Source organism: Pelagibius sp. CAU 1746 (assembly GCF_039839785.1).
In the GTDB taxonomy this organism is placed as follows: Bacteria; Pseudomonadota; Alphaproteobacteria; order Kiloniellales; family Kiloniellaceae; genus Pelagibius.
The window spans coordinates 297,017-317,427 of sequence record NZ_JBDOQT010000002.1 but is presented as its reverse complement, the minus strand read 5'-3'; the positions used below and the strand labels follow the sequence as shown (position 1 = coordinate 317,427).

Below are 20,411 nucleotides of genomic sequence, written 5' to 3'. Positions count from 1 at the left end.
GAGCCCGCCCCATCACAGCTTCACCTGGTAGCGCCGCTCCAGGCGGCGGGTCCAGACGGCGATGGGGTAGCAGTAGGCGAAGAAGCAGACCAGCACGAAGCTGTAGAAGGGGATCAGCAGCTCCGGCCGGTTCTCGGCGGCCAGCGCGCGGCCGGTCTGGGTCATCATCTCGGAGACGCCGACGATGGAGGCCAGCACGGTGGCCATGGTGAGGATGGCGTAGAGATTCATCCAGGGCGGCAGCATGCGTTTCACGCACTGCGGCAGGATGATCTCCCACAGCGTCTGGCGGCGCGAGAAGGCGAGGGACTCGGCGGCCTCCCACTGGCCCGAGGGCAGCGACTGCACGGCGCCGCGCACGATCTCCGAGACGTTGGCCATGACCGGCAGGGCGAGGCCGATGGTCGCCTTCACCCAGTCGGGAAAGGGGATGGCGACGAAGCCCAGGTCGAATTCGAAGGGCAGCAGGAACATGCAGAAGAAGAGCAGCACCAGCCAGGGCGCGTTGCGGAAGAACTGCGTGGTGAACCAGGAGCCGAAACGCACCGGCGGCAGCAGCGAGATCTGCATCAGGCCCAAGGCCGCGCCCACGGCGGTGCCGAGGACCATGGCCAGGAAGGAGATCGCGATGTTGAAGACGAAGCCCTCGAGCAGCACCGGCATCCACTTGAAGATGGCGGAGATCACGCTCTCCTTGACCTGGGGATCCGCTTGCGCCTGCGCGACGCCGGCGGAGAGTACGAGGAGCGCGAGCAGCCAGAAGCCGTGGCGCGCCTTGAGACGCAGCAGCGGGCCGCCGGCTTCGCGTTCGCGTTCGGCGCGGCGGGCCAGGCGCCCGGCGGCGGGCAGCAGCACCGGCAGGTCGGTGCCGCCGTTCAATGGGGGGGTGCGCTTCATGATCCGATTCCCCCTACGATCCGAAGCCGGGCAGGCGCATGGAGCGCTCCCACCTGTGCATGCCCCACACCAGGACGCCGACCAGGAAGACGTAGGCGATGAGCAGGAAGGTCATCATCTCCGGCACGTTCACCGAGTCCGACCAGATCTGGTTGGCCTGGTAGAGCATCTCGGGCACGGCGATGGCGTAGGCGAGCGTCGTGGTCTTCACCAGGTTGACGAGATTGTTGTTCAAGGCCGGCAGGCAGACGCGGAAGGCCAGCGGCAGTACGATCTCGATGTAGGTCTGCAGCCGGGTGTAGCCCAGCGCCTCCGCCGCCTCCTTGGTCGACTCCGGCACCGCCTCGATGCCGGAGCGGAAGATCTCCACGTTGAAGGCGCCGGCGAAGAAGGACAGCGAGATCACCGCCCAGGCGAAGTTGTCGAGCAGCGGTTCTTCCAGCCCGAAGCGGTTCGTCGTCGTCGGCATGATCGAGCCGAGCGCGAAGTAGAAGAAGTAGAGCTGCACCAAAGGCGGGGTGTTGCGGAAGAATTCGATGTAGGCGGCGACGCCGCGGCGAACGATGGCCGAGCGCGCGCCCTGCGCCCAGGCGCCGGCGATGCCGATCGCCACCGAAAGCACCAGGCAGATGAGCGACAGCCAGACGGTCATCAGGAAGCCGTCGATCAGCCTGTCCCGGTCGTAGGAATCGTAGATGAAGGTGAGATTGATCCCCGTGTCCTGATAGAGCACGCGGGCCCAGTCGTAGACCGCTTCCACCGATGTCCCCCTAGATGTTCTCCCTCGCGGGAGCCCCCCTATCCCTCCCCCACGGAGGGGGAGGGGACTCTAGCTGGAGCCGCTCCCCGAAACCTCTCCCTCCCCCTTGACGGGGAAAGGAGAGGGTGGGGGTGACTCTGGCTTTAGGCGAACCGTTCTAACGCTCGATCGCCGGGTTAACGCCCAGGAAGAGCTCGTGCATCCTCTTGGCGAAGGGGGTCTGCTCCAGGCCGTATTTGGCTTCAAGCTCCAGGATGCGGCCGGAGAGGTGCCACTTGGCGATCATGCCGGACATCAGCATGGCGAAGGCATCTTCGCCCTTACCCACGGCCAGGCCCCAGGGCGCATCGTCGATGGTCGGCAGCGGCATCTTCCACCCCTCCCAGTCGGGATCGCCGAGGCGCGAGACGATGAAGCTGTCGTCATAGACGAAGGCGACGCAGCGGTTCTGCTTCAGCGCGGTCAAGGCCTCGGCCGTGCCCTTGAAGGCAACGATCTCGGCGCCGAATTCCTCGGAGGTCTTGCGGTTGTAGAACGCGCCCTGAATGCCGCAGACCGGCGCGCCCTTCAGGTCTTCCCACTTGGCGAAGTTGCCCTTGGTAAGGATGTTGGTGCCCGAGGAATAGTAGTTCGGGTCGACGATCTGCACCACCTCGCGCCGGTCGTTGCGGTCGGTCATGGTGGCGATCATCAGATCGATCTTGCCTTGTTCCAGGAACTGCATGCGGTTGGAGGAAACCACCGGCACCAGTTCCAGGTCGACGCCGAGGACGTCGGCGACGTCCTGGGCAAGCTCCGGCTCGATGCCGACGATCTTGCCGCTGCTGTCGAGAAAACCGTAGGGTGCGTAGTCGGCCTTCACGCCGACGATCAGCTTGCCCCGCTGCTTGATGTCGCCGATCGCGTCGGCCGACGCGCCCGAGACGGCGACCGAACTGGCCAGCGCGGCAATGCCGGCCGCGGCTGCCAGAGATTTCATCCACCTTGCCATGTGTCTCCCTTTCTTATCAAAAAATTGCCCTGCCAAGCGGTTGTGCCCGGTGAGACCAGGATGATGAAAAACACTTCCCGCCGCTGAAGCTGCGGCGGGAAGTGAGATTCTTCTCCTGGTAGGGCGCTAAGACTAAAGCGGCTTGGACTGGCTGTCCATGCAAGGCGACCGATAATCGGCGCGAAACGGCGAAGCGTGTTGCATGCGGGGGGAGACTTGCAACCGTCCGCATTGTCGCTCCGTGAGAATCTGCTCGCAGCGTGTAGGCAAACCAACGAAGGCGATTAGACGTGACCCCGCAGAGCGCCCGCCGTTACCGGTCTTCACAGTATGCCTGTCGTGCCGGCGGGGATTCAGAGACTCCCCAGGTTCACGTCGCCCTGATCGAACGTTCCGGTCACGTCTTCCAGGGTGACGACCAGCAGGTCGAAGGAGGAATCTCCGTTGGTATCGACGGCGACCGTGCCCTCGCTGCCGCTTTGATCGACGTCGACGCGCGTGCCGCGGTCGGCCGTCGCGATGCCCAGTTCGTCGAGCAGCAGGTCCAGATCGATGGAGTCCGCGCCGGCCGCATCGAAACCGTCGATCAGGTCGCCGGCATCGACCGTGCCGGTGTAGACGAAGGTGTCGCTGTCGTCGCCGCCGACCAGTGTGTCGGCTCCGCCCCTCCCGACCAGGATGTCGTTGCCGTCGCCACCGGACAGGCTGTCGTCGCCGGGGGTGCCGACGAAGACATCCGGCCCGGCGCCCCCGGTGAACTCGTTCTCTTCATAGCTGCCGTCGGCGACGGTCATGAAGACTCCCGTGCTGTTGCCGCCGCCGCTGTTGTCGAAGCTGTTGTTCTCGATATCGGTGCCGCTCTCGCGCACCCGCAGGGCCGCGTTGTAGGTGAAGCCGGAGAAGGTGTTCCCGGTGATGCTGGAGTTTTCCGCGTCGATGGTCACCAGGATATTTCCGAAGGGATCGCCGCTCACCTCTTTCAAGGCGCCGGCGGTGCCGGTGACTTCGTTGTCCTGGAAGACGATATCGCTCTTGCCGTTGCCGCTGATGTACAGCAGCGCCCGCGGCACGTTGTGCACCGTGAACTGCTGCGCGAAGCCGGCATTGGCCACTTCCGATCCGACGAAGGTCTGGCCGGAGAAGATGTTGCCGGCAATCTCGAAGCCGCTGATGGCGTGGCCGTATTCGGTCAGCATCCCCGCTTCGCCTTCGGCCCGGATGTCGTTGCCGAGGATCTTGGCATTGGCATGGGGCCCCCGGAAGTAGAGAGCTGCGTGCTCCACGGCCGGGTTGGCGGTGTCGTAGCCGATGAGCGTGAAGCCGTGGCCGTCGGCGCCGATCTCGACGCCGTCGGTGTTGCCGGTCACCATGACGGTGCCCAGGCTGCCGGCGGTCTCGCTGCCCTGGATGGTGGTGCTGCCGCGCCCCTCGGCCGACAGCAGCGTGACCGCCTTGTCGATGGTCACGTTCTCGTTGAAGGTGCCGGGGCCGACCAGGATGGTATCGCCCGGCGCCGCCGCGTCGACGGCGTCCTGGATCGAACTGCCGGCGGGGACCAACCACAGGCATTCGCCGTCGCCCAGGAACTGCAGCTTCTCGACATCGATGAGGGTGTCGGTGCCGTCGGGGCCATCCACGGTCACGCCGCCGGCGCCAAAGCTGATGTCGTAGTCGGCGAGGTCCCCCGAATAGACGCCCGTATCGTTTCCGCCGCTGCCGTCCAGGGTGTCGTCGCCGTCATTCCCCTGCAGGATGTCGTCGCCGCCCTTGCCGTTGAGGAAATCGTCCTCCTCGCCGCCGACGAGGCGGTTGGCCTCGTTGAGGTCGCCCTGCAGCGCGGCGACCTGGTCGTAGTCCAGGTCCGAGAAGCCGGAGATATCGATGTCGCCGGCGATGCCGTCGAAGTTGAGCGACAGGTTCCAGCCGCTATTCACGTCGATTTCGACGTCTTCCATGGAGAGGCCGTCGACGTCGTCATAATTATAGAAGGCGATGCCGACTTTCTCGTAGGTGCCGCCGATCTCGACGTCCTCGATGGTGACGTTGCCCAGGGAGCCGCTATCGCTGCGGAACTGGATGGCGTTCTCGGCGGCGTGGCCGGCATCGTGGCTGCCGCCGCCGATCGGCCGGTCGCCGCCGTCGATGGTCAGGCCGCTCAAGGTGGCGTCGCCGTTGAACTGATAGAACAGCAGGTCCCCGTCGCCGCTGGAGGCATGGGGGAAGCCGTTTTCGACGAAGCTGGACTCTGCGATCACTACGGCGCCGAGGTTGAGGCCGTTGACGATGCCCAGGCCGTTGCGGCCGTTTTCCTCGAAGTGAGTGTCGCGGATCTCGAGGCTGCCGAGGGTCGTGCCGTTGACGCCGATCCCATAGTCGGCGCCGCCGCGGATGCTCAAGCCGTCGAAGGAAACGGTCGCGTCGCTTCCCAGATCCCCGACCAGGTCGAAGCCTGATCCGCTTGGCGGCGCGATGATGGTCTCGTCGGGGCCGGCGCCGACGAAGCGCAGCGCCTTGTCGACGCTCACGGACTCCTCGAAGGTGCCGCAGCCGATGAAGATGATGTCGCCCTCCGCGGCGGCATCGACGGCGGCCTGGATCGATTGGCCCTCCGCCACCAGCCAGACCGTCGTGCCGTCGCCCTGGAATTCGATCTTCTCGACGTCGACCAGGCGGTCGCTGTTCTTCAGGAAGGCGTGATGGCCGGTTGTCGAGACGACGAAGCCGTCTCCGGTGCAGTCGATCTTGTGGTCTTCGAAGTTGCCCCGGTAGAGCGCGGTGTCTTCGCCCGCGCCGCCGTCCAGCAGGTCCTTGCCCAGGCCGCCGTCCAGGGTGTCGTCGCCGTCGCCGCCGCGCAGCTTGTCTTTGCCCTGTCCGCCGATGAGCAGGTCGTCGCCTTCGCCGCCGTTCAGCTTGTCGCGCCCTGCGCCGCCCAGCAGGGTGTCGTCGCCCTCGCCGCCGTTGATCGTGTCCTTGCCGAAGCCGCCCCGGATGAAGCCGTTCACCGGTGTCCCGCCATCCTCGCTCCAGCCGTCGACTTTCGACCCGAAAAGGGGCGCGAGATAGATGTAGTCCGCCGCCTCGGGATGCAGGTCGTGGCCGGGCGGGTCGTAGATCAGATCGGCCACCGCCTCGAAATGCGAATCACCCGGTTCGAAGAAGCGCCAGGATGCCTTCTCCAAGGCACGGGTTCCCGGCTGATTGAGATCGATGGTGGATTTCGGCCAATGAAAAAAGTGAAAGAATCCCCCTGAATGAAACCTCCCCATAACGCATCTCCCCTTGCGTTCTGAGCTACCTGCTTCGTTCTGGCTCCGGCCGGTCCTGACGCCGTGCCGTGCCTTTCCCAAGGTGCTTCAACGCAGCCTCTTATGGCGGCGAAATGCACTACGGTTGTATGTTCGTCAGGATTTTCGTGATTAAAGCGTAGCACGCTTGGCGCGCATTGTCGCCCCGGGCAATTCGCTGCAGCGGTTTATCCCGAGAGGGCGGCCCGCGGCACTCAGCAGCGGCGCGAAAGGGACCGGCCGCCGCCGCTTCCCCTGTTTTATGAGTCCTTCCGGACCGGTTCTTCTCTGAGCCGGGCCCCTAGAGATGAGGACTTTTTTCTCCCTCCGCCTCGGAGGCGGGGAAGGGTGGAGTTGTGCGGGCACGCCGACTCAGGCCGCTTCGGTCGCCTTCTCTGCGCCGCCGCGAAAGCGTTCCTCGGCCAGCCGGTCGGCGGCTTCGGAAGTGGCGGCTTTCTGGGTGTCGGCGCGGCGGAAGATTTCCAGCAGGGTGTCGTGGATCTGCGCCACGTGGGCGAAGGCCTTGGCTTCGTTGTAGTTGGGGCCTTCGTGGCTGATGACGATGACGCCGCCGGCGTTGATCACGTAGTCGGGGGCATAGAGGATGCCGCGCTGGCGCAGCGCTTCGCCGTGGCGCGCCTCGGCGAGCTGGTTGTTGGCCGAGCCGGCGACGATCTTGGCCTGCAGCTTGGGCAGGGTCTCGTCGTTGATGGTCGCCCCCAGGGCGCAGGGGGCGTAGATGTCGACCGCCGCCGTGGCAATGGCTTCGGGCGCTACGACGTGGGCATCGAACTCCTTCACGACGCGGTCGAGGGAGTCCTGGGCGATGTCGGCCACCACCAGCTCGGCGCCTTCGGCGGCCAGGTGGCGGCAGAGGTAGTAGCCGACGTGGCCGACGCCCTGCACGGCGATGCGCAGGCCGCTGAGGCTGTCGACGCCGAGGCGGTGCCTGGCCGCGGCCTTGATGCCCATGAAGACCCCATAGGCCGTGGCGGGCGAGGGATCGCCGACGCCGCCGGCGGCGACGCCGGCAACGTATGCCGTCTGCTTGGCCATGATCTCCACGTCGGGCACGGAGATGCCGACGTCCTCGGCGATGCTGTAGCGTCCGCCGAGCGTGTCGACGAAGCGGCCCATGGCGCGGAACAGAGCCTCGGACTTGTCCCGGCGCGGATCGCCGATGATGACGGATTTGCCGCCGCCATAGTCGAGGCCGGCGAGCGCCGACTTGTAGGTCATGCCGCGCGACAGGCGCAGCGCGTCGGTCAGCGCCTCTTCATCGCTGGCGTAGGGCCACATCCGGCAGCCGCCCAGCGCGGGGCCGCGGTTGGTGTTGTGAATGGCGATGATGGCTTTCAGGCCGCTGGCGGGGTCGTGGCAGAAGACCACCTGCTCATGGGCGTGGAACTCGTGATGCTCGAAAACAGACATGAGAACCTCTTCATGTTGTGCCCCGTTCCCGATGCTTGCCCCGATGCTTGTTCCGGTGCTTTGCGGTCGCAGCAAGTTCTTCGTTGCCTCTAAGCCTTGGCGCTTAGGCTTAAGTATTCAATAAGAAGCTGACGCTCCTGATGAAATAGACGGATCGATAAACGAAGAGCGCCTGCTCCATATCGGAACAGGCGCCCTCTCGTCGTCTGAAGTAAGAATATTACCGGCGCAAAAGCGTCAGATTTTTTGTGCTCTGCGGAATCGGAACCGGCGGTTCCGCAAGCGGCCTCAGAGGCGCCCCTCCAGGGCCATCTCGAATATCTGGCGCATCTCCGCCGCGCCCGCCGGGACGGGATTGGTCGGCGCCGTGGGGTCCTCGGCGGCGGCCTCGGCGATCTCGTCGATGCGCTCGTCGCCGACGCCCAGACCGTCCAGCTTCTCGGGGATCTTCAGCTCCTCGCGCAGCGCCAGCACCCAGTCCTGGAAGCCGGTGAAGGAGGCGTTCTTGAGGCCGAGGAAGGCGGCGAGGCGGCCCATCTTGTCCTCGATGGCCGGGCGGTTGAAGGCCAGTACGTAGGGCATGAAGACGGCGTTGGTCAGGCCGTGGTGGGTGTCGTAGATCGCGCCCACCGGGTGGCTGAGGGAGTGGATGGCGCCCAGGCCCTTCTGGAAGGCGGTGGCACCCATGGAGGCGGCGGCCAGCATATGGGCTCGGGCGGCCAGGTTCTTGCCGTCATGCACCGCCGCCGGCAGCCAGTCCTTCACCAGGCGGATGCCCTCCACCGCGATGCCCTCGGCCATGGGGTGGTAGCCCGGCGCGCAGTAGGCCTCGATGCAGTGGGCCAGGGCGTCCATGCCGGTGGCCGCGGTGATGTTGGGCGGCAGGCCGACGGTCAGCTCGGGATCCGAGATCACTGTGCTCGGCAGCATCTTGGGGTGGAAGATGATCTTCTTGGTGTGGCTCGCCTCGTCGACGATGACCGAGGCGCGGCCGACCTCGGAGCCGGTGCCGGCGGTGGTCGGCACGGCGACGATGGGGGCGACGCCCTCGGGGTCGACGCGCTTCCAGTTGTCGCCCTTGTCCTCGAAGTCCCACAGCGGTCGGCTCTGGCCGACCATCAGGGCGACCGCCTTGGCGCAGTCCAGGCCGGAGCCGCCGCCGAAGGCGATGACGCCGTCGTGGCCGCCGTCCTTGTAGGCCTTCACGCCTTCCTCGACATTGTGCCCCACCGGGTTGGGCTTCACCGCGTCGAACAGGCCGGTGGGCAGGCCCTCGGCCTCGTTGGCGGCGATGGCCTCCTTCACCATGGGCAGGCCGGCCAGGCCCGGGTCGGTGACCAGCAGGGGCCGCGTCATGCCGAGGGTCTTGCAGGCCTGGCCCAGGTTCTTGATGCGGCCGGGGCCGAAGATCATCTGGGTCGGATAGTTCCAGTTGCCCTTCAGGTTCTGGGGATTGTCGAGAGCGGTATCGGACGGCATGAGCGGAAAACCTCGGTAGAAAGGCGGCCTCCATCGGGGCGGCCGGGTCGGGAAAATCGAAGGCCGCAGTGAGGCAAAAAACACTGGGCCGGTCAATGGGACTCAGCGCCGCCGGCCCGGATAGCTGGGTTGCGCCGGCCGCATTGAAGCGGTCAAGTCCCTCCTCCCGGCACTGCCTCACGGGCAGGCCGGGAGGAGGGGGCAATGCAGCCTTTCCAAGCAGACCGGCGAACGGTGAAACGCCTAGAGCAGATCAGGTCGGCTGGAATCGCCCAAGGCGATCCACCGGCCCTGTGAATCTGCTCTATACCTTTGAGATAGATCGGATTCACACGATTAGACGGGACCGCATTGCGGTTCCGTCTAATCGTGATCCGATCTAGCCGGCCAGCCGGAAGTGGTGCGGCAACCAGAGGGCGATCTCCGGGAAGGCCATGACGATGATGAGGCCCAGGACCATCACCGCCACGAAAGGAACAATCGAGCGGTAGATGTCGATCAGCGTCACTTCCTTGGGCGCCATGGCGCGCATGAGGAAGAGGTTGTAGCCGAAGGGCGGCGTCATGTAGGCGATCTGGCAGGTGATGGTGTAGAGCACGCCGTACCAGATGAGGTCGAAGCCCAGCACGCCGACCAGCGGCACGTAGAGCGGCGCGACGATGACCAGCATGGCGGTGTCGTCCAGGAAGGTCCCCATGATCAGGTAGGAAAGCTGCATGAGGATCAGGATCTCCCAGGGCGTCAGGCCCAGGCGGTCGACGAAGAAGCCCTCGATGGCCTTCACCGCGCCGAGGCCGTCGAAGACGGCGCCGAAGCAGAGCGCAGCCAGGATGATCCACATGAACATGCAGGTGATGCCCAGCGTCTTGCGCAGGGTCTCCTCCATCACCTTCACGGTGAGGCGTTTCTTGAAGATCGCGGCCAGGGTCGCCGCCAAGGCGCCTACCGCCGAGCTCTCGGTCAGGTTGGTGTAGCCCAGCAGGAAAAGGCCGGTCATCGAGAAGAAGATGAACAGCGGCAGCAGGCCGGCGCGCAGCAGGGCGAACTTCTCGATCAATGGGAGATCGCGGTCCTCCTTCGGCAGCACCGGGCCGAGGTGCGGCTGGAAGCGGCAGCGCACGACGATGTAGAGAATGAAGAGCCCGGCCATCATGAGGCCCGGGAAAACGCCCGCCAGCCAGAGTTGGCTGACCGGTTGGCGCGCGATCATGCCGTAGAGCACCAGCACCACGCTGGGCGGCACCAGGATGCCCAGCGAGGAGCCGGCCTGGATCACGCCGGTCACCATGATCTTGTCGTAACCGCGGCGCAGCAGCTCGGGTAAAGCAATGGACGCGCCGATGGCCATGCCGGCCACGCTGAGGCCGTTCATGGCGGAGATGGCCACCATCAGGCCGATGGTGCCGACGGCGAGGCCGCCGCGCAGACCGCCGAACCAGACGTGGAACATCCGGTAGAGGTCGCCGGCGATACCGGACTCCGAGAGCATGTAGCCCATGTAGATGAACAGCGGCAGCGTCAGCAGCGGATACCACTTCATCAGCTTCATGGCGGCGGTGAAGGGGAGGTCCGAGCTGCCGGTGCCCCAGAGGGCGAGGGCGGCCGCCACGGCGACGAAGCCGATGGCGCCGAAGACCCTCTGCCCGGTGAGCAGCATCAGCATCATCGACGAGAACATCAGGATGGCGATGACTTCGTAGCTCATGCCCGCTGCTCCTCGTTGGCGGCCTCGGCCGCCGCGGCGTCGCTACTGGGCGTTTCGGGATAGCCCCATTGCTCGCCTCTTATTCGGGCGATGTCCTTGATGAGGGTGGCGCTCGCCTGCAGCAGCATGAGGAAGATGCCCACGCACATGATGATCTTGATCGGGGCCATCTGGGGCCGCCATAGCGAGGGGCTGATCTCGTTGTTTTTGAGGGCGTACTGCGTGCTGTCGATGCCGCCGTACAGGAGGATGACGAGATAGAACAGCAGGAACAGCACGGTGACGGCATCGAAGATCGCTTTGGTGCGGTCGGACCACATGCCGTAGAGCAGGTCCATGCGCACATGGTCGCCGAGCTGCATGGAGTAGGCGCCGCCCAGCAGGAAGTAGGCCACCATCATGAACTGCGAGACTTCCAGCGTCCACCAGGAAGGCAGGATCACCGGCCACCACCATCCGTCCGGCCAGAATTCCGGCGCCCGCATGCCCGTCGTGACCTTGTTTATGGAGGACCACAGCAGCACCCCCATCATGGCGAAGATCATCAGCATGGTGATGCGGCCGATGCCGCGGTTGATGCATTCGACGACGGTTACGTAGGTCTTGAAGATGAACCGCAGGCTGCTGAGCAGCAGCCTCACCGAGGCGACGGCCAGGCCAGCGGCGATGCGGCCGGCGGCGCTCACATAGGTCTTGAAGGAATTCTGCAACTTTTGCTTCCTGTTAGCTTCTCTCGCCGTCCATGCCCAGGAGACTATCGATCAGAGGTCTTGTGGCGGCCAGCGGGTCTTGACGAAAAACTGATGGAGGTGTGGGCGGCTGCCCGCCTGACTAACGGAATCCGAAAACTGCCGGGGGTGTTCGACCGCGCCGGGAAAGGCCGAAAGCCTTCTTGGCCGCGTGGCTATGGCCGGCCGCCCTTGGCCCCGGCGAAGCGTTTCAGGCCCTGCCGCTCCAGATAGAGGGCGCCCAGGCTGTTGCCGTCGGCCTGCGTTTCTTCCTGGCTCATGGTCTTGCTGATCCCCCGGTCACCGTTCCCTGTACGCAAAAAAAACCGGCCCCGGCGAAGCTGCCGGGGCGGCGGGTTTTCCCCTTGGCCGCGGCGCTGGCGGCCGCGGCGCCGGTTATCTTAGGGCTCTCTCAGAGACCGATCAATTTCCGTGATTGCGGAGTTTCGCGCGCTATCGGGCGTAGCGCGAGAGTCGAGGGCGCGCGTGGCAGCCTGTGGTTGTTTGGCCGTGAAGCCAGCCGGAAATGCCGGAATCCCGGGCTTTGCGGTAGCCGGAAATGCCCCAGGCAGGTCACAGGAATCCAGTCCGGGGCTAAGGATTCCTTCACCTTCGATTGCATAAAATCCAAGACAAATTGGATCACCCAGTTGCCGCAATTCGGCGCAGCGGAGGGCAGGAAGGCCCTTCCGGTCCGGCCCGGGAAAAGGTTCCGGCGCGCCGCCTCAGGAGGAGGACACCATGCTTCCCTCACTGCAAGACCTCCCCGGTTTCTTCCCCGGGATCTTCAATCGTGGCGAAGGCGCCGCGGCGGCCGAGCAGGCCGGGCGCGGGCACGGCCAGCGCCACAATGTCGGGCACGGCCATCGCCATCACAACGACCTGGGCCGCGACAGCCTGCGGCTGTCGCCGGAGGCCCAGGCGGTGGAAAACGCCGACGACGCGGAAGGCGCCGGCGATGCCGTCGCCGAGACCGAGGGCAAGTCCGCGCTGGGCCAGGCCGGCGGTTTCCTGCGCAAGGCGCTGGAAACGCTGCGCCATGACCTCGGCAAGGCGCTGAAGGCCTTCGGCTTCGACAGTGCCGCTGTGGAGAACTTCACCAAGGCCTTCGTCGAGCCGGTGTTGGATGCCCTGAAGGATGGGGTGAACTTCACCGCCGAGCTGTCCTTCGCCGCCTTCAGTCAGGTGACCACCATCTCCGGCGGTAATGTCAGCCAGTCCACCTCGCTGGTCGCCCAATCGCTGGAGATCGAGGTCAATCAGGATACCGGCGAGGTTTCCGTCTCCGTTGCCAAGCTCAGCTTTCAGCAACAGATCCAGGCGACCGGCGTCGAAAGCGGCCAAGTGCCGCTGCTGGTGATCGATCCCGACGACCTTGCCACGCCGCAGGAACTGGCTGAGGAAATCCTGGAGGGTGCCGCGCAGCCGGTCGAGACGCCCGATGCCGCTCCTGTCGAGGATGGCGAGACCGGCGAGGCCGCTGCGGCGGAAGGCGATGAGACCGAAGTCCCCACGGGCGAGCTGGAAGAGACCCTGGCCGAGGTGCGCAGGCAGCTCGCCGAGGACGCGGTCGACCTGCAGACCCGACTGATCATCTATTCGGTCAGCACCTACAAGAACGACAAGGGCGAATCGATCACCAAGCTGCTGCTCGACGCACAGCTTAAGATCACCTCCCTGGAAAACGATGCTACGGCTCAGGAGGAGGCGGAAAGCCTCAATCTCGTGGCCTAAAGGCCGCGAGGGTCGGATGCTCGCAAAAAGGGGCCCTTCGGGGCCCCTTTTTCTTTCGGATCTATAACCCAAACTAATCGGCAGACGGCGTTGATGGGATAACGCATTGATTCTAAATGCGTTTGTTGGCCTTCTTTTTTAAACCGACCGATATCTTCGCAGCACAAGATGTAGTAGGCGCCTCTGACCCGCGTCCAGCATGCGGATGGCGTGCGCCGGCCCCACCTCCGGTCAGGCGGCGGAGAGGCCGGCGATGAGGTCTCCGATACCTCCCATATGGGAGGTTTCCGCCGTACCGCTTCATATCAGACTCCCGTGACCCGTCCAGGACGTCGACGCCGGACACCCCTGTCGACGGCAGATTTCGCGAAGGAACAGTCAATGACGCGCGACTCGTACACCCATAGCAGGACGACCGGCATATCCGACGGTACCGCCGAGGGGCTTAGGGGAGCCGATGACTACAAAGCGAGCCAGCGCCATCTGGCGCGCTTCGCAGCGGGGCACCAGAACCTGCAGGCCGGCAATGCCCGGGTCGCCGAGGAGAGCCGCAAGCTCGGGGAAACCCTCGTGGCAATCGTGGCGGCCCTGTTCCTGCATCCATTCTTCTGTTTCGTCGGCTTCTGGATAGTCTGCTTCGGCCTGCTGCTCGCCCTGGCGCCTGTGCTCGGCCTCTCGGACGGCGACCTGAACGGCCTTCCGGAGTGGTACGGCTGGTCGGCTGCGGTTTTCTCGGTGGTCCTAGTCGTGGCGCTCAGGAAGGTCATCCCGACGCTGATGAAGTGGTTGTTCTTCGGCGCAATCGCCGTCTTGGCGATCCTGTTGGTCATCGGGGTGGTGCTTGCCAACTAAAGGACCTCGCGAGCCCATGATGACACTCGCGATAGGTTGGGAAGCCCGGGCTATCCGCATGTGGGGGAGGGAACGAACGATGCGCGGAACATTCTTGGCTTTGGTCGGAGCCTTCTGCCTGCTTGCCTGGAGCGCGAGAGTGGCAACGGCACAAGACAGCCTTCTCATCGGCACCTGGGAGGGCGAAGACCCGAGCACCGGGGAAAAGGGCCAGATCTTCATCACCTCGCAGACCCTGCAGTTTGGTCCTGACGAGCCGAAGATTCCCTACACTGCCCAAGGCAGCGGCGGGGTCTATGAAATCTTCATCGGCGGCGTTGGAAACCCGCCGGCCAGATTCACTTTCCGTGATGCCGACAACGCCACGCTGGCGATTCCCGGTGGGCCGACCATCCCGTTGTCCCGCGCGGCAGCCATTGCAGAAGCCACGCCCGGCGGCCAAGCTGATTCGGGCGCGGCCGAGAGCCGCGACCTGCTGGATGAAATCGCCGCCGTGATGGTGCCTTACGGCGTCGCCACCCGCTACGAGCCGTTGAACCAGAGCCTCGAAACGCTGCTGTCAGACGGCTGGAAGCTCGACCAGGCGGCCGGCGCTTCCGGCACCTTCACCCTGCTGCTGACGAAGGGAAGTTCCAACGCGCTTTGTGTGCTGGTGCCACAGGATCTCGGCCAGGCAGACACCGCTCTCAGCGACTGTCGACGATTGAATTGACATGAGCCTCTGGCGTCCGCCGGCGACTTGAACTGCTCGGGCCAGAGCGAGCGAATCCCGAATCGGGCGGATTAGTCTGGGCATTGTCGGTTTCGCTCTCGTCGCCATCATAGTCGCGGGAATTGTCATGAGCGGCGGAGAGCAGGCGACCGGATGACTTCAGCACCCTCAGCTTGGGGAGCCGCCGAGGTCGGTGAGGAGGCGGGCCACCAACTCGCTCTGGCGGCTCGTGTGGGTCTTCTGCAGCAAGACCTTGAGGTACCAGCGGCCCGTCTCGTAGGTCATGCCCGCCGTTGCGGCCGCCTGGCGCAGCCCGCCGCCGGCCAGCAGCGCGCCGGCGAGGCGCGCCTCGGCCGGCGTTAGCCCGTAGAGCGCCGGCAACAGGCCGAGGTCGGGGCGGCGCGGGGCCGAAAGATTGGAGATGAGTACCATGACGCTCGCCTGATCTGCGACGAAGCGGCTGGCCTGGACGGAGAGCGCGACGGCGTTGAGAACAAGTGGGCGTGGCCCGTCCGACCGAGGCACCACCAGGCTGCCGGGGGCGCCGCCCGCGGGCTCCTGTGTCTGGCGCAGCAGTCGAGCAAGGCCCTGCCGGGCGGCCGGATCGACTGCCGTCAGGCGGCCGCCGCGCAGGGTGAGACCGCTGCCCCGCCGCAGCAGCATCTCGGCGGCCACGTTGCAATGCAGGACCCGCCCGCGTCCGCTCACAAAGATCACGCCCTGGTCCAAGCGATCGAGCGCCGCGGCAGTGGTGCCGCTCTCGGCCGTCAGCGTTTCCAGGCGCTGGGCGGTTCGCAGCGCCCGGCACAGGTGGGTCTGGAGCTTCCCGAAACGCCGGACCTCTTCGGCGCGGAAAGGGCCGACGTCGGCCGAGCGCAGCAGCGAGAGATTGAAGACGATGCCGCCCTCGGCCAGGGGCGTCACGCCCATGGTGTGGGCGAAGTCCTGCGGCCGCAGCCATTCGTGGTAGTAGCGCGAGCGCCTGAGGACGCCATCGTCGCGGAAGTAGTCGTCGAGGCGCCGGTCGGTGCGGACGATTCCCGGCCGGTGCAGTGCGGGCGAGCGGGCGCTCGGATTGTCATCCGTATAGAAGTTAGCCTCGAAGGAGGTGAGAAAGCGGGGTGCGATGTCGCCGACCTCGACGGGGCGCATGCGCCGGCGGCCGTAGTCGAGGGAATAGAGGCAAGCCGCGCCAGTCTCGAAGCTCTCGCGCACCAGCGCCATGGCCTGCGGCCAGCCGGCGGGATCGAGGCTCGCGTCATAGATTGCCTCGACCAGCGCCTCGATATGGTTCTGCTGCATCTGTCGCCCCCTCCCGCGCCCGATCGCGGTCCCCCTGTCGCGGGATATTAGGACACTACACCCGCTGTGGATACTCTCCCTTACCGCGCGGGGGAATTCCTCCTTGCACAGAATCTTCCTGGCGGAACGAACCTGACCTTCAAGATTTAGTGGTAAGTCCTACAACCTGCTTTGTTTGGGCTATAGGTCCGTCTTCTTTTGGGAAGCCTGCTTCCATTTGTCACCCTCGGGCTTGTCCCGAGGGTCCAGAGGCCGGTGCCAGAGTGCTTGCCCTGGATGCTCGGAACAAGTCCGAGCATGACGGTCTAAGGAGGGTTTCACCCCTCGCTGAGCGCCCTGTCGAGGAAGTCCAGGCGGTCCTGGCCCCAGAATATCTCGTCCTTGTAGACGTAAGTGGGCGCGCCGAAGACGCCGCGGGCGATGGCGTCCTCGGTTTGCCGGTCGTAACGCTGCTGTGTGGCCTCTTCCTTGGCCTTGGCCAGCAAGGCGCCGCCGTCGTGGCCGGTTTCCTCGGCGACGGTCTTGCAGACGTTTTCGTCGGCGATGTCGCGTTCCTGCTCCCAGACCGCCTTGCCGAACGCCTGGGCCAGTTCCAAGGGCCTGCCGCCGGTCTCACCGGCGGCGAGGACCATGCAGGAGGCCAGGCGGTCGTTGGTGGGAAAGCTCTTCGGTTCCAGTTTGATCGGAATTCCCAGGTGCTTGCGCCAGCGCTTCAGCTCCATCATGCGATAGGCTTGGCGTTCCGGCGCGCGCTTGGCCAGAGGCAGGCCGCCGGTGCGCGGGAAGACCTCGCCGAAGTTCACCGGAGTCACCCGGATCTCGGCGCCGTGGCGCGCGGCGATCTCCGCAAGACGCTGGCTTCCCAGGTAGGTCCAGGGCGAAATCAAGGTCATGTAGTAGTCGATCACTTTGCTCATGGCGGTCCACAAGTCCTCTGCGTTGGTTTGCCGGATGCGCTCCGCGCTTTCTTGTTCCAGTGACTAGCGCGTAATGCGCCGCCGGTCCAGACTTCCGGGGAATGAGCGGCCAAGGGGGCTCGCCCCCATCGGCCCGACCTGCTAGGGTCGCGCCCCGGCCAAACCTTGGAGAAGACGGCAGCCAATCATGCGGATCACGATCGCGAGAGCGGTAATGGTGCTGGGCCTGTTGCTGGCCCTGACGCCGCAATCGGCCCGGGCGGCGGACCAGGCGCGCGAGGCGGTGGGGCTCTTCGTACAATCCTGCCTGAAGCATGTCGAGGACGTGCGGGATCTGCGTGCCTGGATCGAGGCCACGCCGCAGCTTCGCCAATTTTCCCAGAAGCAGGCGCAGGCCTTCCTGGAGGGCAAGCGCGGCGAGGTCTGGTCCGCGGAAAACCAGGCCGGCCTCTTCGCCCTGGTGCTCTTGGCCGACGACACCTGCAGCGTGATCGCCCAGCAAGCCAGCGCGGATCAGGTCTCGCTGGTGTTCTCCGAGTACGTGCGCCGCAAGGGCCTGCCGCTCGACAAGATCGGCGACCGCCGCGAATACGTGCGCAGCATCGACCAGCGCGAGGAACTCTACCGCTCCAATTCGGGGCGCATCCTCTACGAGGTGGTGCTGATCACCTCCAAGTCGCCGCGCGCCGACGCCCAGGCCATCCTCACCACGCGCCCCAACCGCTAGAGCAGATCAGGGTCGGCTGGACTCGCCCAAGGCGATCCACCGGCCTTGTGAACCCGATCTATACCTTTGAGATAGATCGGATTCACACGATTGGACGGGACCGCATTGCGGCTCCGTCCAATCGTGATCCGGTCTAGGCACCGCGCCCGGGCCGGAGCCAGGCCGCCAGCCGCTTTTCCAGCTCGACGATGAGCAGGAGCACCACCCCGACGGCGAGAATCGGCAGGCCCTCGCCGAGGGACAGCGCCTCGCTGCCGAACAGCGCCTGCATCGGCGGCAGGTAGGTGAAGGCAGCCTGAGCAGCCGCCACCGTGGCGACGCCGATCAGCACGGCACGCGTGCCGAGCAGGCCCCGCCAGGTCAGCGAGGTGCCGTGCACGTAGCGCACGCTGAAGAGATAGAAGATCTCCATGACCACGAGGGCGTTCACGACCATGGTCCGCGCCGTCTCCGGCGACAGGTTGCGCTCGGTCGCCCAGAAATAGGTGCCGAAGGTGCCGGCGACCATCAGCGCCGAGACGAAGACAATGCGCCACAGCAGCCGCCCCGACAGCAGGCGCTGGCCAGCCGGACGCGCCGGACGGTGCATGGCGTTGGCCTCGGTCGGCTCGAAGGCCAGCGTGAGGCCGAGGGCGACGGCGGTGACCATGTTGATCCACAGGATCTGCACCGGCGTGACGGGCAGGGCGAGGCCCAGGAGGATCGCCAGGACGATGGTGAAGGCTTCGCCGCCGTTGGTCGGCAGCGTCCAGGCGATGACCTTGGTGAGATTATCGTAGACGGTGCGCCCCTCACGCACCGCCGCGACGATGGAGGCGAAGTTGTCGTCGGCCAGAACCATCTCGCTGGCTTCCTTGGCCGCCTCGGTGCCCTTGCCGCCCATGGCGACGCCGACGTCGGCGCGCTTCAAGGCCGGCGCGTCGTTCACCCCGTCGCCGGTCATCGCGATGATCGATCCGTCGGCCTGAAGCGATTCGACCAGGCGCAGCTTGTGTTCCGGACTGGTGCGGGCGAAGACCGTGGCGTCGCGGGCGTGGGCGTGGAAATCCTCGCCTTCGGCGCGGTCCAGGTCGTGGCCGGTCACCGCCTTGGGGTCGTCGTCCAGACCTAGCTGCAGGGCGATGGCCCGGGCGGTGGCGGCGTGGTCGCCGGTGATCATCTTCACCCGGATTCCCGCGGCCCGGCATTCCGCCACGGCGACGATGGCTTCCGGGCGCGGCGGGTCGATCAGCCCGACAAGGCCGAGCAGACAGAGGCCGCTTTCGACGTCGCCGGGGGCGATCGCCTCGCTGCCCGCGGCAAGGCTGCGCCGGGCCAGGGCGATGACCCGCTGGCCGCCCGCCGCCAGGGTCTCTATCTCGCCGTGCCAGCGCGCGGCATCGAGCGGCCGGTCGCCGTCGGGCGTGGCTTCTTGGGCGCACATGTCCAGCAGGCGCTCCGGCGCGCCCTTGACGTAGGCCACCGGCGGACGGCCCTGGCGCGCGTGCAAGGTCGCCATGTAGCGGTGGCGCGAGTCGAAGGGGACCTCGTCCAGCCGCGTGAAACGCGCGCGGGCGCTGCCGGGATCGTGCCTGGCTTTCAATGCCAGCGACACCAGGGCCCCTTCCATCGGGTCGCCGTCGACGATCCAGGCGCCGTCGAGCTGGCGCAGGTGGGCGTCGTTGCACAGCAGGCCGGCCAGGCTCAGTTCCTCCAACACCGGATAGGCGGGTGGGTCGATCCGACCGCCGGAGACCTGGAAGTCGCCTTCCGGCTGGTAGCCCGCGCCCTCGACCTCGAAGGTGGCCAGCGCGGTGACGACGTTGCTCGCCGTCATCTCGTTGCGGGTCAGCGTGCCGGTCTTGTCGGAGCAGATGATCGAGACCGATCCCAGGGTCTCCACGGCCGGCAGACGCCGGATGATCGCATTGCGGCTGGCCATGCGCTGCACGCCGACGGCCAGGGTGATGGTCATCACCGCAGGCAGGCCCTCCGGGATTGCCGCGACGGCGAGGCCGACCACGGCCATGAAGGCCTCGTCCAGCGCGTAGGCCTGTACCAGGGTGGCATAGCCGAAGACCACCACCGAGATCGAGAGGACCGCGAAGGTGATCTGTCTGGCGAAGTGGTCCATCTGGCGCACCAGCGGCGTCGTCAGACGCTCGACCGCGCCGATCATGCCGCTGATACGGCCCAGCTCGGTGGCTGCCCCGGTGGCGACGGCCACGCCGTGGCCCTGACCGGCGGTGACGAATGTCCCGGAGAACGCCATGGAGAAGCGGTCGCCCAGGGCGGCTTCGGCGTCCACCGCTGCGGTCGACTTGTCGACGGGCACCGACTCGCCGGTGAGGATCGCTTCGTCGATGCGCAGGTTGCGCGCCCGGATAAGGCGCAGGTCGGCGGGGACCCGGTCGCCCGCCTCCAGCAGCACGACGTCCCCGGGCACCAGGCTGTCGGCGCCGACCGTCACCCGGCGGCCGCCGCGCAGGACCGAGGCATGGGGGTCGATCATGGCGCGGATCGCCTCCAAAGCTCTTTCGGCGCGGCCTTCCTGGACGAAGCCGATCACGGCGTTGACCAGGACGACGGCGAAGATCACCAGGGCATCGGTGCCGTGGCCGATCGCCGCCGCCAGCATGCCGGCCGCGATCAGGACATAGATCAGCAGATTGTGGAACTGCACCAGGAAACGCGTGACGGCGCCGCGCGGCCGCCCTTGCGGCAGCCGGTTAGGTCCGAAGGCCTCCAGGCGCCGGGCGGCCTCGTCCTCCGCCAGGCCGCCGGACGTAGTTTGCAAGGCCGTGAGAGCCGCTGCCGGCTCCAGGGCGTGACAATCCTGCTGCATGGCCGCGGGCAGCGGCGATGTCGGCGCGTGCTTCTCTTCAGGCGCGGCTGGTGAAACCGGCATGCTGC

Annotated in this window: 15 protein-coding genes; 4 read left to right on the top strand and 11 right to left on the bottom strand. The window is 66.0% G+C overall.

All coding sequences use genetic code 11. The features are described 5' to 3' along the window. Nucleotides 1-12: 12 nt before the first annotated feature. The 8 genes from AAFN88_RS18280 to AAFN88_RS18245 all read right to left on the bottom strand — a co-directional run bounded on the left by AAFN88_RS18280 (nucleotide 13) and on the right by AAFN88_RS18245 (nucleotide 11,257). Complete coding sequence (locus AAFN88_RS18280) at nucleotides 13-897, bottom strand: amino acid ABC transporter permease (RefSeq protein ID WP_347522017.1); 885 nt, start codon at nucleotides 895-897, stop codon at nucleotides 13-15. Nucleotides 898-910: 13 nt separating this feature from the next. Continuing rightward, nucleotides 911-1,657, bottom strand: a complete 747-nt coding sequence (locus tag AAFN88_RS18275) for an amino acid ABC transporter permease (protein WP_347522016.1) — start codon at nucleotides 1,655-1,657, stop codon at nucleotides 911-913. A 157-nt stretch (nucleotides 1,658-1,814) separates the two neighbouring features. Further along, on the bottom strand, nucleotides 1,815-2,636 hold the full coding sequence (locus AAFN88_RS18270) for a transporter substrate-binding domain-containing protein (protein ID WP_347522015.1): 822 nt from the start codon (nucleotides 2,634-2,636) through the stop codon (nucleotides 1,815-1,817). Nucleotides 2,637-3,001: 365 nt separating this feature from the next. After that, nucleotides 3,002-5,827: a hypothetical protein gene (locus AAFN88_RS18265; RefSeq protein WP_347522014.1), complete on the bottom strand. Its 2,826-nt coding sequence runs from the start codon at nucleotides 5,825-5,827 to the stop codon at nucleotides 3,002-3,004. A gap of 477 nt (nucleotides 5,828-6,304) precedes the next feature. After that, nucleotides 6,305-7,363 (bottom strand): Glu/Leu/Phe/Val dehydrogenase dimerization domain-containing protein, encoded by a 1,059-nt coding sequence (locus AAFN88_RS18260; RefSeq protein ID WP_347522013.1) that lies wholly within the window; start codon nucleotides 7,361-7,363, stop codon nucleotides 6,305-6,307. Nucleotides 7,364-7,651: 288 nt separating this feature from the next. Beyond that, entirely contained in the window at nucleotides 7,652-8,842 is a 1,191-nt protein-coding gene (locus AAFN88_RS18255; protein WP_347522012.1) for an iron-containing alcohol dehydrogenase, read from the bottom strand. A 379-nt stretch (nucleotides 8,843-9,221) separates the two neighbouring features. After that, nucleotides 9,222-10,547 carry a TRAP transporter large permease subunit gene (locus tag AAFN88_RS18250; RefSeq protein ID WP_347522010.1) on the bottom strand — a complete coding sequence of 442 codons (1,326 nt, stop codon included), beginning with the start codon at nucleotides 10,545-10,547 and terminating at the stop codon, nucleotides 9,222-9,224. Beyond that, nucleotides 10,544-11,257 carry a TRAP transporter small permease subunit gene (locus tag AAFN88_RS18245; protein WP_347522008.1) on the bottom strand — a complete coding sequence of 238 codons (714 nt, stop codon included), beginning with the start codon at nucleotides 11,255-11,257 and terminating at the stop codon, nucleotides 10,544-10,546. Before AAFN88_RS18245 ends, AAFN88_RS18250 begins: the two co-directional genes overlap by 4 nt. A gap of 759 nt (nucleotides 11,258-12,016) precedes the next feature. Here AAFN88_RS18245 and AAFN88_RS18240 point away from each other — a divergent pair. The 3 genes from AAFN88_RS18240 (at nucleotide 12,017) to AAFN88_RS18230 (ending at nucleotide 14,573) form a co-directional block, all read left to right on the top strand. Then, a complete protein-coding gene (locus AAFN88_RS18240; RefSeq protein WP_347522007.1) occupies nucleotides 12,017-13,009 on the top strand; it encodes a hypothetical protein in 993 nt (330 codons plus the stop codon). 381 nt (nucleotides 13,010-13,390) lie between these two features. Next, nucleotides 13,391-13,861, top strand: a complete 471-nt coding sequence (locus AAFN88_RS18235; protein ID WP_347522006.1) for a hypothetical protein — start codon at nucleotides 13,391-13,393, stop codon at nucleotides 13,859-13,861. A 79-nt stretch (nucleotides 13,862-13,940) separates the two neighbouring features. After that, nucleotides 13,941-14,573, top strand: coding sequence for a hypothetical protein (locus AAFN88_RS18230; protein WP_347522005.1), 633 nt, complete (start codon nucleotides 13,941-13,943; stop codon nucleotides 14,571-14,573). Nucleotides 14,574-14,741: 168 nt separating this feature from the next. On the opposite strand, the gene AAFN88_RS18225 is transcribed toward AAFN88_RS18230, so the two are convergent. Together AAFN88_RS18225 and AAFN88_RS18220 are read right to left on the bottom strand one after the other, a co-directional pair. Continuing rightward, nucleotides 14,742-15,875: a hypothetical protein gene (locus tag AAFN88_RS18225; RefSeq protein ID WP_347522004.1), complete on the bottom strand. Its 1,134-nt coding sequence runs from the start codon at nucleotides 15,873-15,875 to the stop codon at nucleotides 14,742-14,744. A 317-nt stretch (nucleotides 15,876-16,192) separates the two neighbouring features. Then, the gene (locus AAFN88_RS18220) at nucleotides 16,193-16,792 is read right to left on the bottom strand and encodes a 2-hydroxychromene-2-carboxylate isomerase (protein ID WP_347522003.1); all 600 of its coding nucleotides are present in this window, start codon (nucleotides 16,790-16,792) and stop codon (nucleotides 16,193-16,195) included. Between the two features lie 187 nt (nucleotides 16,793-16,979). On the opposite strand from AAFN88_RS18220, the gene AAFN88_RS18215 reads away from it, so the two are divergent. After that, nucleotides 16,980-17,519, top strand: a complete 540-nt coding sequence (locus tag AAFN88_RS18215; protein ID WP_347522002.1) for a hypothetical protein — start codon at nucleotides 16,980-16,982, stop codon at nucleotides 17,517-17,519. 133 nt (nucleotides 17,520-17,652) lie between these two features. Here the strand turns inward: AAFN88_RS18215 and AAFN88_RS18210 are convergent, their stop codons facing one another. Further along, on the bottom strand, nucleotides 17,653-20,406 hold the full coding sequence (locus AAFN88_RS18210; RefSeq protein ID WP_347522001.1) for a cation-transporting P-type ATPase: 2,754 nt from the start codon (nucleotides 20,404-20,406) through the stop codon (nucleotides 17,653-17,655). Between the last annotated feature and the right edge of the window lie 5 nt (nucleotides 20,407-20,411).